Source organism: Ornithinimicrobium tianjinense, assembly GCF_014636495.1.
GTDB classification, from domain to species: Bacteria; Actinomycetota; Actinomycetes; order Actinomycetales; family Dermatophilaceae; genus Ornithinicoccus; species Ornithinicoccus tianjinensis.
This window is the reverse complement of the sequence record NZ_BMEM01000001.1, coordinates 1,053,773-1,067,977: the sequence shown is the minus strand read 5'-3', so window position 1 is coordinate 1,067,977 and position 14,205 is coordinate 1,053,773. Positions and strand designations below refer to the sequence as shown.

The following is a 14,205-nucleotide window of genomic DNA, read 5'->3' as shown; positions in this document are numbered from 1 at the left end:
GCGCCGTCCCGACTCGAGGAGAGATCTGATGACCGACCAGCCCCAGCCGCTCGCCGCGCCCCAGCCGCTGGCCGCACCGGAGCCCCTCGTCCTGACGGCCCCCGCGCCGACCGCACCGGTCGCCGACACCGCGGCGCCGAAGATGGCGCCGCAGGTGGCACCCGAGGCGGTGCCGGCGCTGGACGCCAAGGTCGAGGAGTTCCTGCACGGCCTGACCCAGACCGAGACCAAGAGCCCGGAGTTCGCGCGGCGCGCGGCCGACGTCCGCACGATGGGTGACGCCGAGATCCGCAGCGCGGCCGAGACCTCCAACCGGCTGCTCAAGTCCCCGGTGCGCGCGCTCAACGAGGGTGGCATCTCCAAGGAGTCGAAGGTCGGCCGGACGCTCATGGAGCTGCGCCGCACCGTCGAGGACCTCGACCCGGCCCAGGCGAAGGGCACCAAGAAGGTGCTGGGGATGATCCCCTTCGGCGACCGGCTGCGCGACTACTTCCGCAAGTACGAGTCGGCCGAGAAGCACCTCGACGGCATCCTCCACGCGCTGCGCAGCGGCCAGGACGAGCTGAGCAAGGACAACGCCGCGCTCAACATGGAGAAGCAGCACCTGTGGGACACCATGGGTCGCCTCAACCAGTACGTCTACATCGCCGAGCAGCTGGACGCCAAGGTCTCTGCGCACGTCGCGATGCTGGAGGAGAGCAACCCCGAGGACGCCAAGGCGATGCGCGAGGACGTCCTGTTCTACGTGCGGCAGAAGCACCAGGACCTGCTCACCCAGCTGGCGGTGTCGATCCAGAACTACCTGGCGATCGACATCATCATGAAGAACAACATCGAGCTCATCAAGGGCGTCGACCGCGCGTCGACCACCACGGTCAGCGCCCTGCGCACGGCCGTCCTGGTGGCGCAGGCGCTGAACAACCAGCGTCTCGTCCTCGACCAGATCACCGCGCTCAACAGCACGACCTCGGACATGATCCAGCGCACCTCGGAGATGCTGCGCGACAACTCCGTGGCCATCCAGCAGCAGGCCGCCTCCTCCACCCTCGGCCTGGAGCAGCTGCAGGCCGCCTTCGCCAACATCTACGAGACGATGGACGCGATCGACGCCTTCCGCAGCCAGGCGCTGGACTCGATGGCGCAGACGATCGGCGTGCTCGAGGGCGAGGTGCACAAGTCGCAGGAGTACCTCGAGCGCGCCAAGCGCACCGACGCTCGCCTCGTCGGCGGCTCCCTCGACCTGGGTGACTCACCGGCCACGAGCCGCTGATGGGCTTCGCAGACCTGCTCGACCGGATGCTGGGGCGGGCGCCCGCCACGCCCGAGCAGGACCGTCTGGTCCTCCCGCCTCCGCCCACCGCGGAGGACGTGTATGCCGCGCTGGACCAGACCGCGCAGCTGCTCGCCTCGGCGCCGCTCCCCTCGCCCGTCGTCGCGCGCGCCGCGCGGGTGGTGGACACCGTGCGCGACACAGTGCCGCGGCTGGCCCGGCTCAACGGCAGCGACCTGGGCTACACGGTGATCGCCACCGCGACCGACTACCTCCCCGAGGCGATCGGCGCCTACCAGCGGCTGCCCCGGCGGTATGCCGACACCCGCCCCGTGGACGGAGGCAAGACGTCCCTCATGGTGCTCGTCGACCAGCTCGACCTGCTCGGGCTGACGATGGACCGGGTCTTCGACGCGGTCTACCGCGAGGACGCGCGCGAGCTGGTGGCGCAGGGCCGCTTCATCGCCGAGAAGTTCGGCTCGGCCGGCGCGGGCGGCTCGCTGCGCGTGGATCCCGCCGCGGCTCCGGTGCCGTCGATGCCCGAGGAGCCTGACGACCCGACCAGCACCGTGTCCCCGCTCACGCCGCCAGAAGGAGTCCGATGACCAGCCAGCCGCTGCGTGACGCCGTCGACGTGCTCGCCCGGATCGGCCGTGAGGCCGGCCTGGACGAGTCGACGGCTCGCGCCGAGGGCGAGGTGCTCGCCGCTGCGGTCCTCGAGCAGTCCACGGGCGCCAGCGACGTCGCGCGCACCTGGGCAGCGATCTTCGGGCACCCCGCCAGCGACTTCTTCGGCGCGGTCCCCCGCGGACGGCGCTACGCCCACATCGCGACGTCGTCGCTGCAGACGCTCGTCGCCGGGCGGCACCCCTCCGCCGGCGCATATGCCCGTGCCCTCGCCGATGTCGCGCAGGCGGCCGTGACCGCTCCGGGCGCGGGGCCGACGAGCATCGGTCGGGCGGCGTCGGTGAGCGCCGCGCAGCTCGCTGCCGCCGGCTTCGCGCCGCCTGCACCGGCCGTGGCACCGACGCTCGAGCCCGCCCCTGTCTCCTCAGGCGTGGACGCTTCCCCGTCCACGGCACCGGCGGGAGGTCTGCGCGACTGGTCCGCCGAGCTGCTGCACCGGGCGATGGACCAGTCAGAGCGCGTCCGGGAGATGCTGGGCCAGCTCGGGAGCCAGACCGGGATCGGTGGACAGCAACCACATGACGCGTTCGGTGCGGGTCAGGGGCAACCACATGACGCGTTCGGTGGGGGTCAGGGGCAAGCACATGACGCGCTCGGTGGGGGTGTGGGGGCGCAGGAGGAAGCCCCCGGACACACGTCTCCTGCCGGGCCTGAGGCACCGCCGCAGCCGGAGCGCACCCTCGAGGAGCTGCTGGCCGAGCTCGACGCGCTGATCGGGCTCGCGCGGGTCAAGGCCGAGATCCACCGGCAGGTGGCCGTGCTCAAGATGGACGCCCGCCGGCAGGAGGCCGGCCTCAAGGTGGCCACGCTGACCCGCCACCTCGTCTTCGTGGGCAACCCCGGCACGGGCAAGACGACGGTCGCACGCCTGGTCGGCGGCATCTACCGCGCTCTGGGTCTGCTGTCGACCGGCCAGCTCGTCGAGGTCGACCGCTCCGAACTGGTCGCCGGCTACCTCGGGCAGACCGCCGTCAAGACCTCCGAGGTCGTCGCCTCCGCGCTCGGCGGCGTGCTGTTCATCGACGAGGCCTACAGCCTCGGTGGCGACCAGTACGGCAAGGAGGCCGTCGACACGCTCGTCAAGGAGATGGAGGACCACAGAGACGACCTCGTGGTCATCGTGGCCGGCTATCCCGAGCCGATGGCGGAGTTCATCGCGATCAACCCGGGGCTGGAGAGCAGGTTCCGGACGATCATCGAGTTCGACGACTACACCGACGACGAGCTGGTCGCCATCCAGCGGGTGCTCGCCGAGAAGATGGACTACGACCTCGCGCCCGAGGCGACCGAACGCTTCCGGGAGATCCTGGCCGCCACGCCGCGCGGCCCGTCGTTCGGCAACGGGCGGTTCGCCCGCAACCTGCTGGAGGCCGCGATCGGCCGGCACGCCTGGCGCCTGCGCGACGTCGAGGACGCCACCGTCGAGCAGCTGCGCACCCTGGAGCGCCAGGACTTCGAGGACCGCGACGGCATCGACCCGTCCGAGGACGCGACGTGAGCACGCCGTCGGCCCAGCATCCGGCGCCCGCCCCGGCGTCGGCACCGTTGCCCGCAGCACAGCCGTCGCCGGCCACCGCGCAACGGTCGAGCACCCCGTCGCGCCTGCGCCTGGCCCGTGGCCTGGCCACGGCCGCGGCGCTGCTCACCGGCGTGGTCGCGACCGGCACGTTCGACACCGACGGCGTCAACGCCACCCCCAACGTCGTCGCGGCGCAGTGGGAGGCCGCCGAGCGTGCCGGCACGCAGGTCGCCGCCGCCGACCTCGAGGTCGCGCGCACCGTCGCCGAGGCCGTGGCCGGGCTCGAGGCCGACGAGGCTCCCACGACGTTCCCCGACCTTGTCCTCGCCGCCGCCGACGACCACTCGCACACCGGTGTGACGACGTCGGCGGGCCTCACGGACCTGGCGATCACGGGAGACCGGGCGATCCGCTCAGCCGCCGCGGACCCGGACGCGGCCACCCAGCAGTACGTCGAGCTCCAGGACCTCACCAACAGGGCGCTCACGGTCACCGACACGGTGGCCGCCGACCGCGCCGACGCCCTGATGACCGGCTCCCGGTCGGTCCTCACCTCGGTCGTGGGCGGGGTGTCGACCCTCCTGCTGCTGGGCCTGCTCGTCTGGCTGGCCCTGGTCACCCGACGCATCCTCAACGTCCCCCTGCTGGTCGCGACGGCCATCACCGGGGGGCTGACCTACGTCTCCCTGAACCCTGCGGCGCTGCCGGTGCAGTACGACCAGCGCATCGAGTCGACGGTCGCCGCGGCCGACGCGCTGCAGGAGGTCCGGCAGACCCGGTCCGCGCAGTACGCCCAGGTCATGGGTCTGGGCGCTGCCGACGAGGCCGTCGACGCCACGGCCGAGACCGTGGAGGACCTGGACATGCCGGCGGTGGAGGCCCAGTGGGCGCAGGTCGCCGCGGGGCAGGCGGAGCTCTCGTCCGCCGACGGCGCGGAGGCCCAGCTCGCAGCCATCGAGCAGACGCAGGAGCAGTTCGCCCGGGTCGAGCAGTCGCTGAGCGAGCACGTGACCACGGTCGACGTCGCCCTGGGACGCTCGGCGAGCATCACCTCCGGGCTCGCGCTGGTCCTCGGCATCGTCGCGGCCGCCGCCGCCTGGACGGGCCTGACCCGCCGCCTGAGGGACTACCGATGACCTGCGCCGTCGACAGGGAAGGATGCCGGTGAGCAGCACCGACGACGACACCACCCCCGGCCGCACGGACGAGCGGCCCATGCTCGTCCTGGGCGAGGACCGTCTGGACGTGGAGGACACCACACCCGAGCAGCTTCGCCGGCAGCACGAGGAGGCACAGCGCGAGATCGCGGAGGCCCGCCGCAGGGCGGAGCAGGAGATCGAGCGGAAGCGACGTGCGGCCCAGCGCGAGATCGAGCAGCTGGAGGCGGAGAAGGAGCGCGAGCTCGCCGCCCGCCAGCGCGAGCTGGACCGGGCCCAGCGCACGCTCTTCCGGCGCGAGTCCACGCTGCGCCGCAAGCTGTCGGCCAGCGGGGGCACCCCCAAGGAGCGGCTGGTCAGCAGGCCCCCCACCCCCCCGCTGCGCGAGCGCGGGCTGCGCGGCTCCGGCTGGGCCCAGGTGCTCGGCCTGGGCGGGGCCGCCGCACTGCTCGTCGGGCTGCTCACCGCCGTCCCCTCCGGCGACGGCGAGGAGCTGCGCTCGGAGGTCGTCGCCGCCACCGAGTCGCGGGCGACGTGGTTGCGGTCGGGTCTGGCGTCGGACGAGATCATCGCCCTCCGCATGGCAGGCCAGGACGTCCCGACAGGTCCCGACGGCACCTACGAGAGCGTCCGCCTGGCCCGAGAGGCGGAGCTGCTGAGCCCCGGCAACGAGCACTACGTCGAGGAGATGGAGTCCAGCACCGAGGCAATGGTGGACGCCGACACCTCGGACGTGCGTGCCCTGTCAACGTGGGCCGAGACGCGGCGCAGTGCGGGCTACGCCGTCGGTTCCTGGGAGGTCGGGGACCTCGCCGACGAGGCTCGCGGCCCGGACGCCTGGTCCTACGTGCTCCTCGCCGTCGGGGTGCTCGGCCTGCTCGGTCTGTGCGTCCTCGCCCTCGTCGCCGGCTCGTGGGTCTCGCTGGCGATGGTCGTCGTGGCCCTGGGCCTGGCGGTCACCTCCCTGTCCGTTGTCGGGGTGGCCGACGCCGACCTGCGCCGTGCCACAGCCGCCCAGGACGAGGCCGCCGACGTGGCCGACGAGGTCTACGACCAGATCGGCAGGGACCTGGAGGTCGTCTACGGGATCAGCACCTCGATCTACTCCTTCCGGGAGGAGTACTGGGCCCACCGGCCGTTCTACGGCGATGTCCCGGCCGTCGCCGGCGACTACGTCGCGGAGCGCGCCAGGATGGGCGAGCTCATGGAGGCGGACGAGCAGGTCATGGCCGAGGGGGCGCTGGGGCTCGTGGCCGTGGGGCGGACCGTCGTCGAGGCCCAGCTGCCTGTCGCGCGGTCGGCAGGGGTCGAGCTGGCTGACGAGCTCGCCCGGGCGCGTTCCGCGTGGGCGCCCGCCTTCGGCCTCGGCGCCCTGGGAGCGATGCTCGCCGCGGTGGGGATCGCTCTCTCGCGGGGGCGGGGGCGCGACACGTGACCTCGCAGTATGCCGTCGCCCCGACCGCCCCCGGGTCGCTCGGGAGCGACGTCCCGGCCCCCGAGCTCCTGCGCTATCTCGACGCCCTGCTGCGCTGGAGGGACCAGCGCCGCAGCGAGCTGCACGCGCTGGACCAGGCGGCGATGGAGCTCGGGACGCCCGAGGAGCGGGCCGCGGTCACCCCCGACGTGACCCTGTCGATGACGCTGTGGCAGGCCGTCTCGGACCGGCTTGAGCTGCTGCTCGCCACCTGGGACAGCGGCCGGGTCGGCGAGAGCGAGCGACGCCGGATCACCACGCTGGTGTGGGGCAGCCTCGAGCAGCCCGGCTCCCGCGGTGGCGGCCAGGCCCTTGCCGTCTCCCTCCCCGAGGCCTGCCGCCTCTCGGACTCCTTGGCCTCCTCGCTCCGCTCACGCCTCCGCCTGGAGGGTTCCGACCCCGACCTGGCCGGACGGCTGCGCGACCTGCGCCAGACCGTCGAGCGGATCGCGGACCAGGTGGCGCTCATCCCCGAGAAGCGCCGCGGCTCCGCGTCGGAGATGCACCGTCAGCTCGACGAGCGCCTCGACGACGTGACCGAACGAGCCCGCCGGGGCGCCGATGTCGGCGGGCTGCTCGGCCCGCTCGAGGCCCAGGCGGCCACCGCCGAGCGCGACCTCATCGTCGCCGCGTCGGCCCGCGCCCACGCCCGGGCCGACCACGCGCAGGCGACCCGCGAGGTCGCCGAGCTGGCCGCCCGCGGTCAGGCCGTCCGCGCCCTCGCCGAGCGCGCCCGGGCGGGCGTGACCCCGGCGCCGACCCTCGGCATACCGGAGGTCGGGGCCCTCGGGGAGGTGCCGGGCGACCCCACCGAGCTCACCGAGTTCCTGGCCCGCCTCGAGCGCGTCGACCGGGCCCTCACCGTCGCCCAGACGACGTATGCCGCCGCCCTCGCCCGTCGCGACGACCTCGCCGAGCGTGCCCAGCGGGTGCGTGAGGGGCTGTCCGGCGACGCCGCGGCGTCGATGGCGCCGCTGGTGGAGCAGGTGCAGGCGCTGCTCGACGCCAGGCCGACCGACCTGGTCCGGCTGGAGGCGTTGGTGCAGGCGCAGGAGACCTTCGCGCGGACGATGGGAGCGAGCCGGTGAACCCGTGCGTCGAGCCGGGCTGCCCCGGCTTCTACGAGGACGGCTGGTGCAACGTCTGCGGCTCGCCCGAGCCGTCGCAGGTGCCGGAGACCGTGACCCCGACCCCGGCCCAGGCCATGGCGCCGACCGGTGCGGACCCGGGCGAGGAGACCGGCAACCCGGCCTCGGCGGCCCCCAACGTCGCCACGCCCGCCCCGGGCAGGTCGACGCGCGCGGTGCGTGCGGCGGTCGTCCGGCGCCAGCGCGCGCAGGCGGCCCAGCGGCGGTCCCGCCTCGGCATGGGGCTCACCCAGGTCGCGCCGGTGCCCACCGGCGACCCGACCCGCGCGCTCATGACCGACCCCGTGGTCCCCGAGGAGCGCCGCGTCTGCCCCAACTGCGGCGCCAAGGTGGGGCAGGCCGCTGGCGAGGCCGGCGGCCGTCAGCAGGGGTTCTGCCCGCAGTGCCGCGCCCCCTACTCCTTCACCCCCAAGCTGGCCCCCGGGGACCTCGTCGCCGGCCAGTACGAGGTCGTCGGCGCGCTCGCGCACGGCGGCCTGGGCTGGATCTACCTGGCGCGGGACAAGAACGTCTCGGACCGCTGGGTGGTCCTCAAGGGCCTGCTCAACACCGGTGACGCCGACGCCCTGGCGGCCGCGGTCGCCGAGCAGCAGTTCCTCGCCCAGGTCAAGCACCCGCTCATCGTGGAGATCTACAACGTCGTCACCCACGACGGCGACGCCTACACCGTCATGGAGTACGTCGGCGGCACGAGCCTGAAGCAGATGCTCAAGGAGCGGATGGCGCGGCGGGGGCGCTACGACGCCTTCCCCGTCGACCAGGCGCTGGCGTTCGTGCTCGACTCGCTTCCGGCCTTCTCGCACCTGCACGACCTCGGCCTGCTCTACTGCGACTTCAAGCCGGACAACCTCATCCAGGAGGGCGACGCCGTCAAGCTGATCGACCTGGGCGGCGTGCGCCGCCAGGACGACCTCGAGTCCCCCATCTACGGCACCGTCGGTTACCAGGCGCCGGAGGTGGCGGAGGTCGGACCCTCGGTGGCCTCCGACATCTGGACGATCGGGCGGACCCTGTGCGTGCTGACCTTCGAGTTCCGTGGCTACCAGAGCGAGTACGCCGCCTCCCTGCCCCCGGTCAGCGAGGTCCCGCCCTTCCAGGAGCACGACGCCTTCTACCGCCTGGTCGCGCGGTGCTGCGCGCCCGACCCCAACGACCGCTTCCTGACGGTCGAGGAGCTGCGCCTGCAGATGATCGGCGTCCTGCGGCAGGTCGTCGCCGCCGGCGCCACCCAGGCCGCGACGCTGTCCGCGCACTCGACGACCTTCGAGCCCCCGGTCGCGACCGCCGAGACGCTGAGCTGGTGGGAGCTGCCGGCGCTCTCGCACGACGAGAGCGACCCGCAGATGGACTGGGTCGCCTCCTTGCCCGCCGCCGACCCGATCGCCCTGCATGCCGCGCTGCTGCAGGCTGCGGAGGTCACCCCCGAGGTGCTCGTCGCGCGGGCCCACGCGGGCATCCGCACCGGTCAGCAGGCGTGGTTCGACGAGGCCGTGCGCGGCATGATCGAGCACGACCCGTGGGACTGGCGGGCCTCCTGGCTGCGCGGGCTGTGGGCCCTCTCCCAGGCCGGCGAGGCGCCAGACTCCGTCCGCGCCGCCGGTCAGGTCGCCGCCGGGCACTTCTCCGCGGTGCGTGACGCGCTGCCCGGCGAGGTGGCGCCCCGGCTGGCGCTCGCGCTGGCCAGCGAGCTGGGCGGCTACAGCAAGGCGGCCGAGCTCGACTACGAGCGGGTCTGGCGCACCGATGCCGGGTATGTCGCTCCCGCCGCCTTCGGTCTGTACCGGGTCCGGCGGGCGCGCGACGACGAGGACGGCGCGATCGCGGCCCTGGACTCGGTGCCGGCGAGCAGCCGGGCGCACCCGAGGGCCCGGTGGCTGCGCGCCGAGCTGCTGCGGCAGCGCGGCTCTCTGGCCGACCTGCGCGAGTCGGTGCACGGCGTCTCGCGCCTGACCCTCGACCCGCGGCAACGCTCCTCCTTCAACGTGACGATCTACGAGCAGGCGCTCCGGCAGGTCGACGAGCACGGCGAGCAGCCGGGCTGGCGGCTGGGCGAGGTGCCGGTGACCCACGACGGGCTGCGCCGCGCCCTGGAGAAGGAGTACCGCTACCTCGCCGACTACACCCCCGACCCGCTCGAACGGGCGGCCCTCATCGACCGCGCCAACGCGGTCCGCCCCTGGAGCTGGACATGACCGACGCACCCGACAGCACGCCGGACCCGACGACCGACGGCTCGGCCGAGGAGCCAGAGCCGTTCTCGGACGGTCCCCCGCCGCTGCCCCGGCCCATGCTGGTGCTCGACGGCGAGCTGCCCGACCTCCCCGACGCCCCCGCAGCCGAGCCTGTCGACCACGGCACGTGCCGGTGCGGCGGCGCTTTCGACGCTGACGGCTACTGCACCAGCTGCGGGGAGCCGCGGCCCGACCCTCGGCACCACTTCACGGCGCACCCGCTCCCCGAGCTCGCCGCGGTGTGCGACCGCGGCGTCAGGCACGCCGACAACGAGGACGCGATGGCGGTCTGGGGAGAGCGGGACGCCGAGGGCGGACTGCGCGCCGCGCTGGTCGTCTGCGACGGGGTGAGCAGCGCCACCCGGTCCGCCGAGGCCAGCCTGGCGGCGGCCTACGCGGCGCTGGAGGTCCTCTCCACCAGCGATGCGCCGCCCCAGGACCGTCTCGTCACGGCGACGGACGCCGCGGCCCAGGCGGTGGCCCGGGTCGGCGTGGAGTTCCCGGAGTCGGCCCCCTCGTGCACCTTCGTCGCGGGCGTGGTCGAGGGCAGTCTCGCGACGGTCGGCAACGTCGGGGACAGCCGTGCCTACTGGATGCCCGACCTCGGGCAGCCGCACCGACTGACCCGGGACGACTCGATGGCCGAGGAGCAGGTCGACGCCGGCCTCGAGCGGTCCGTGGCGGAGGCGGGCCCCCTCGGCCACACCATCACCCGGTGGCTCGGTCCCGACGCCCCCGACCACACGCCCCGGGTCGCGACCGCCGACGTCTCTGCACCCGGCTGGCTGCTGCTCTGCTCTGACGGGCTCTGGAACTACGCCTCTGAGCCGGTCGCGCTGCACGACGTGCTGCTGGCCGAGCAGGAGCGGGTCGGGACGGACCCGCTCGCACTCGGCGAGGCTCTGGTCGCGTGGGCCGTGTCCCGCGGCGGCGCCGACAACATCACGGTCGCGCTGCTCCGGACCGGCGGCGGCGAGCGCCCTGCGGAGGCGGGGCGCGCGGCATACCCGGACAGCGTGCCGGAGGGCACGGGTCAGACCGAGATGAAACCCGCCGACGGGGCGGGGCAGGATGGGGCACATGGCTGACTTCACGGCGACCGTCCACCAGAACGAGTTCCTGCCGGACGGCGGCACCGACGTGCACGGCATCGTGTCGGTCACCTGCTCCGGCGCCGGGACGGTGGCGCCGATGAGCTCGGCCTCGGGCGAGAGCGGCGAGATCATCATCGTCGACGTGTCCGGGTCGATGGACGTGCAGGGCGTGCAGGCCGCCGCGTATGCCGCGTCCGCCGCCCTCGACCAGATCATCGACGGCGTGTGGTTCGCGATCGTGGCCGGCAACCACGAGGCCGCGCTCTGCTACCCCAACGGGACGACGGCGGCGATGGCACGGATGTCGCCGCAGACCCGGCTGGAGGCGAAGCGCTCGCTGCAGCGGCTCGCGCCCGGTGGCGGCACGGCGATGGGCCGCTGGCTGCTCGCGGCCGGCCAGCTCTTCGGGACCGTCCCGACGCTGTCCAAGCGGCACGCGATCCTGCTCACCGACGGGGCCAACCAGCACGAGACTCCCGACGAGCTGTCCTGGGCGATCGAGCAGGTGCGGGGCCGTTTCCAGGCGGACTGCCGCGGCCTCGGCGCGGCGTGGCAGGTGGCCGAGGTGCGGCGGATCGCCGAGGCGCTGATGGGCACCGTCGACCTCATCCGCACGTGGGACGGACTGCCCCAGGACTTCGCCCAGCTCATGCAGCAGTCGATGGGACGCGGCATCAGCGACACGCAGCTGAGGGTGTGGGCGCCGCAGGGAGCCGAGGTGCTCTTCGTCAAGCAGGTCTCCCCCACGCTCGAGGACCTGTCCGGGCGACGGGTCGAGGTGAACGCCCTGACCGGCGGCTACGACACGGGCGCGTGGGGCGACGAGACGCGCGACTACCACGTGGCGGTGCGGCTGGCGCCGAAGGCGATCGGGCAGGAGCAGCTGGCGGCGCGGGTGCAGCTCGTCGTGGGCGGGGAGGTGGCCGCGCAGGGGCTGGTCAAGGCCCGTTGGTCGGCAGACAGCCTGCTGACGGCGCAGATCAGCCCCGAGGTCGCGCACTACACCGGGCAGACCGAGCTGGCCTCGGCGATCCAGGACGGGCTGCGGGCCAAGGCCATCGGCGACGACGTGACCGCGACGTCCAAGCTGGGGCGCGCGGTGCAGCTGGCGCGCGAGACCGGTGACGAGGCCGCCACCTCCCGCCTGGCGCGTGTCGTGGACATCGAGGACGCCGCCACCGGCCGGGTCCGGCTGCGCCGCCACGTCGACAAGCTCGACGAGATGGAGCTCGACACGGCCTCGACGAAGACGACGCGGGTGCGGCCTCAGTGATGCTGTGCCCCGAGGGTCACGAGAGCGCGTCGACGGACTACTGCGACACGTGCGGCTCCCCCATGGGTGCCACCGGCACGAGCCCCGCGTCCGGGCAGGGCGCCGGTGACGTCTCGGCGCCGGACAAGGCTGAGCCTGAGGCGGCCGTCCCGACCCAGACGTGTCCTCACTGCGGTGCGCTGAACGTCGAGGACGCGCTGTTCTGCGAGTCCTGCGGCTACGACTTCACGACAGGGACGCCTCCGCTGGGGTCCGAACCGCCCGACGCCGAGGAGCCTCCGACGCTCGGGCCGGTAGTCCAGGAAGCCTTGGCGGACGCGGCCGAGACCACCGACGAGGAGCCGGCGGCCACTGTTGACGAAGTGGCGCCGGCGGTTGATGTAGTGGCGCCGGCGGTTGATGTCGTGGAGCCGGCGGTTGATGTCGTGGAGCCGGAGACCGCCGTTGATGATGGCGAGCCGCCCGCGGCCGAGGCCGAGCCGGTCGCCGACCCAGCGCCCCCTGCGGTTGCGGCACCGCCAGGCCGCACGGCGCGGCATACCCCTCCGTCACGCGAGCTGGCGGACGCCTGGGTGGTGGAGGTCTGGATCGACCCGGACTGGTATGCCGTGCAGCAGACCGAGGACGCGTGCCCCAGCGCCGGCGTGCCGGACATCGTGCTGCTGACCCGGAGCACGGCCTTGATCGGGCGCCCCTCAGGCAGCCTCGGCGTCCGGCCCGAGGTGCATGCCGGCTCCGACTCGGCGGTGTCGCGGCGTCATGCTCAACTGACGAGCGACGGTCGCCGCTGGTGGATCGAGGACCTGGGCAGCAGCAACGGGACCTTTGTCGGGACCGTGGGCGAGCCGCTGCCGACCGAGCCTCTCAGCCCCGGCCAGCGCGTCGAGATCGACCGGGACGACCGCATCTACGTCGGGGCGTGGACCCGTCTCGTGCTGCGTCAGGCCACCGAGGCGGAGAAGCGCGGAGAGGGCTGAGCAGCCGGGGCCAGCTGACGCGGCACCCTGCTCAGGCCCCCGAGGTCGGTCCCGCGTCAGAGTCAGACCCGCGTCGCGACCACGATCTGCCACAGCCCCCGGCTGGGAAGGTGCTGCGCCGTGAAGCCGTGCCGACGGAGGGTGTCCAGGATCAGCTCCGGCGGGTGCGCAAAGGCTTGGTAGCGCATCCCGAACAGCCGCCCGACGCCACGCTGCACAGCCAGCAGCGCACGGGTGAGCACGTTGCGCGGCGGGTGCGTGAGCGCGACGATCCGCGTCGCGTGGTCGGCTGCGGCACCCACGAGCGCGACAGGGTCCGGATAGCAGCACACCACCCGGTTCATGACGACCACGTCGGCCGTCCCGGCCACGTCGGGGTCGACCGCCAGGTCACCGATCCGTCGGTCCACCCTGGCGACCAGCCCGGCCTCCGAGAGCACGCGAGCAGCCTCCTCCTCGTAGGCGGGGACCAGCTCGACGTTGGTCGCGTGGGCGGCACCCCGACGGAGCAGCTCCACGTGGGGGCCACCGATCCCGCCACCGATCTCCAGGACGCTCGCCCCCTCGATGCCACGGCCGACCACCCAGTCGACCATCCTCTGCGCAGCCGGGTCGAGCCCGCGGCGGAGGTAGGTCCTCGCTGTCGCGCGGGCATAACGCCGGCCGAACACCGCGTCGCAACCCAGGGGGTCGCAGCAGCCGCTCATCTGACGAGCCTATCCCCGCACGGATCGCTGCGCGCGGACGCGGCTGTCTGGTCGGCGTAGCGTCGCAGGGCCAGGGCAGGGCCGGGGCCTCGTGGAGGATGCGGCCGGAGAGGCGGCCAGAGTGACGGTCATGACAGCACTCAACCGCCGAGTTGCGGACGCCCGACCGGCCCGATCGCGCGCTGCCCCTTGCGCTGCCAAAGCGCTCGCAAATCACACCGAAGGAGGACACCCCGTGGCAGATTTTCGTTATACGATTTGTTCATGGCAGGTGAGGACCGAGTGACGGATGAGCAGGTCCAGGAGTGGGCGGACCAGGCCGAGGCCGGGTATGACGTGGAGGAGCTCAAGCGCCGCGGGCGAGGACGCCCCGGGCGCGGAGCTGAGCCGATGCAGGTGATCGCCGTGCGCCTTACGGCCGAGGAGGTCGCGGCGCTGGACGCCTACGCAGCCCGGGAGCACCTGTCACGCTCGGAGGCGATCCGGCGAGCGCTCGCCGGCTACGCCGCGTGAAGGTCCACCGCAGCGCCCGCAAGCACGGGGTGCTGCCCGAGGACGCGACGCAGGCCGCGGACCTGGCGTTGTGGATCGAGCCGCTCGAGGACGAGGAATGGCCGCACAGGGAGCTGCGGCTCGGCTTCGACACTCAGGCGCGGCTCCTGGAGACG

Annotated in this window: 12 protein-coding genes; 11 read left to right on the top strand and 1 reads right to left on the bottom strand. The window is 73.5% G+C overall.

All coding sequences use genetic code 11. The features are described 5' to 3' along the window. The first annotated feature begins 28 nt into the window (after window positions 1-28). From IEV65_RS04990 to IEV65_RS04945, 10 genes are read left to right on the top strand one after another with little or no spacing between them, the layout of a single operon-like run. Window positions 29-1,270 (top strand): toxic anion resistance protein, encoded by a 1,242-nt coding sequence (locus tag IEV65_RS04990; RefSeq protein ID WP_188428451.1) that lies wholly within the window; start codon window positions 29-31, stop codon window positions 1,268-1,270. Beyond that, the gene (locus IEV65_RS04985; protein WP_188428450.1) at window positions 1,270-1,875 is read left to right on the top strand and encodes a hypothetical protein; all 606 of its coding nucleotides are present in this window, start codon (window positions 1,270-1,272) and stop codon (window positions 1,873-1,875) included. Before IEV65_RS04990 ends, IEV65_RS04985 begins: the two co-directional genes overlap by 1 nt. Beyond that, window positions 1,872-3,455 (top strand): AAA family ATPase, encoded by a 1,584-nt coding sequence (locus tag IEV65_RS04980; RefSeq protein WP_188428449.1) that lies wholly within the window; start codon window positions 1,872-1,874, stop codon window positions 3,453-3,455. Before IEV65_RS04985 ends, IEV65_RS04980 begins: the two co-directional genes overlap by 4 nt. Then, window positions 3,452-4,612 carry a hypothetical protein gene (locus tag IEV65_RS04975; protein ID WP_188428448.1) on the top strand — a complete coding sequence of 387 codons (1,161 nt, stop codon included), beginning with the start codon at window positions 3,452-3,454 and terminating at the stop codon, window positions 4,610-4,612. Before IEV65_RS04980 ends, IEV65_RS04975 begins: the two co-directional genes overlap by 4 nt. A gap of 28 nt (window positions 4,613-4,640) precedes the next feature. After that, window positions 4,641-6,068: a hypothetical protein gene (locus IEV65_RS04970; RefSeq protein ID WP_188428447.1), complete on the top strand. Its 1,428-nt coding sequence runs from the start codon at window positions 4,641-4,643 to the stop codon at window positions 6,066-6,068. Next, the gene (locus IEV65_RS04965; protein ID WP_188428446.1) at window positions 6,065-7,195 is read left to right on the top strand and encodes a hypothetical protein; all 1,131 of its coding nucleotides are present in this window, start codon (window positions 6,065-6,067) and stop codon (window positions 7,193-7,195) included. The genes IEV65_RS04970 and IEV65_RS04965 overlap by 4 nt, the downstream gene beginning before the upstream one ends. Next, on the top strand, window positions 7,192-9,447 hold the full coding sequence (locus IEV65_RS04960; RefSeq protein WP_188428445.1) for a tetratricopeptide repeat protein: 2,256 nt from the start codon (window positions 7,192-7,194) through the stop codon (window positions 9,445-9,447). Before IEV65_RS04965 ends, IEV65_RS04960 begins: the two co-directional genes overlap by 4 nt. Beyond that, entirely contained in the window at window positions 9,444-10,574 is a 1,131-nt protein-coding gene (locus IEV65_RS04955) for a PP2C family protein-serine/threonine phosphatase (protein ID WP_188428444.1), read from the top strand. The genes IEV65_RS04960 and IEV65_RS04955 overlap by 4 nt, the downstream gene beginning before the upstream one ends. Further along, window positions 10,567-11,853 (top strand): vWA domain-containing protein, encoded by a 1,287-nt coding sequence (locus IEV65_RS04950; protein ID WP_188428443.1) that lies wholly within the window; start codon window positions 10,567-10,569, stop codon window positions 11,851-11,853. The genes IEV65_RS04955 and IEV65_RS04950 overlap by 8 nt, the downstream gene beginning before the upstream one ends. Further along, window positions 11,853-12,830, top strand: coding sequence for a double zinc ribbon and FHA domain-containing protein (locus IEV65_RS04945; protein WP_188429479.1), 978 nt, complete (start codon window positions 11,853-11,855; stop codon window positions 12,828-12,830). Before IEV65_RS04950 ends, IEV65_RS04945 begins: the two co-directional genes overlap by 1 nt. Before the next feature lie 62 nt (window positions 12,831-12,892). On the opposite strand, the gene IEV65_RS04940 is transcribed toward IEV65_RS04945, so the two are convergent. Continuing rightward, window positions 12,893-13,537 carry a methyltransferase domain-containing protein gene (locus IEV65_RS04940; protein WP_188428442.1) on the bottom strand — a complete coding sequence of 215 codons (645 nt, stop codon included), beginning with the start codon at window positions 13,535-13,537 and terminating at the stop codon, window positions 12,893-12,895. A gap of 264 nt (window positions 13,538-13,801) precedes the next feature. Between IEV65_RS04940 and IEV65_RS04935 the strand changes: the two genes are divergently transcribed. Beyond that, on the top strand, window positions 13,802-14,050 hold the full coding sequence (locus tag IEV65_RS04935; protein ID WP_188428441.1) for a ribbon-helix-helix protein, CopG family: 249 nt from the start codon (window positions 13,802-13,804) through the stop codon (window positions 14,048-14,050). The last annotated feature ends 155 nt before the right edge of the window (window positions 14,051-14,205 follow it).

What these genes read in the sequence shown, in the direction of transcription:
- IEV65_RS04985 (WP_188428450.1), top strand. Translation starts at nt 1,270, where the DNA reads ATGGGCTTCGCAGACCTGCTCGACCGGATGCTGGGGCGGGCGCCCGCC.
- IEV65_RS04935 (WP_188428441.1), top strand. Translation starts at nt 13,802, where the DNA reads ATGGCAGGTGAGGACCGAGTGACGGATGAGCAGGTCCAGGAGTGGGCG.
- IEV65_RS04950 (WP_188428443.1), top strand. Translation starts at nt 10,567, where the DNA reads ATGGCTGACTTCACGGCGACCGTCCACCAGAACGAGTTCCTGCCGGAC.
- IEV65_RS04955 (WP_188428444.1), top strand. Translation starts at nt 9,444, where the DNA reads ATGACCGACGCACCCGACAGCACGCCGGACCCGACGACCGACGGCTCG.
- IEV65_RS04990 (WP_188428451.1), top strand. Translation starts at nt 29, where the DNA reads ATGACCGACCAGCCCCAGCCGCTCGCCGCGCCCCAGCCGCTGGCCGCA.
- IEV65_RS04945 (WP_188429479.1), top strand. Translation starts at nt 11,853, where the DNA reads ATGCTGTGCCCCGAGGGTCACGAGAGCGCGTCGACGGACTACTGCGAC.
- IEV65_RS04980 (WP_188428449.1), top strand. Translation starts at nt 1,872, where the DNA reads ATGACCAGCCAGCCGCTGCGTGACGCCGTCGACGTGCTCGCCCGGATC.
- IEV65_RS04940 (WP_188428442.1), bottom strand. Translation starts at nt 13,537, where the DNA reads ATGAGCGGCTGCTGCGACCCCCTGGGTTGCGACGCGGTGTTCGGCCGG.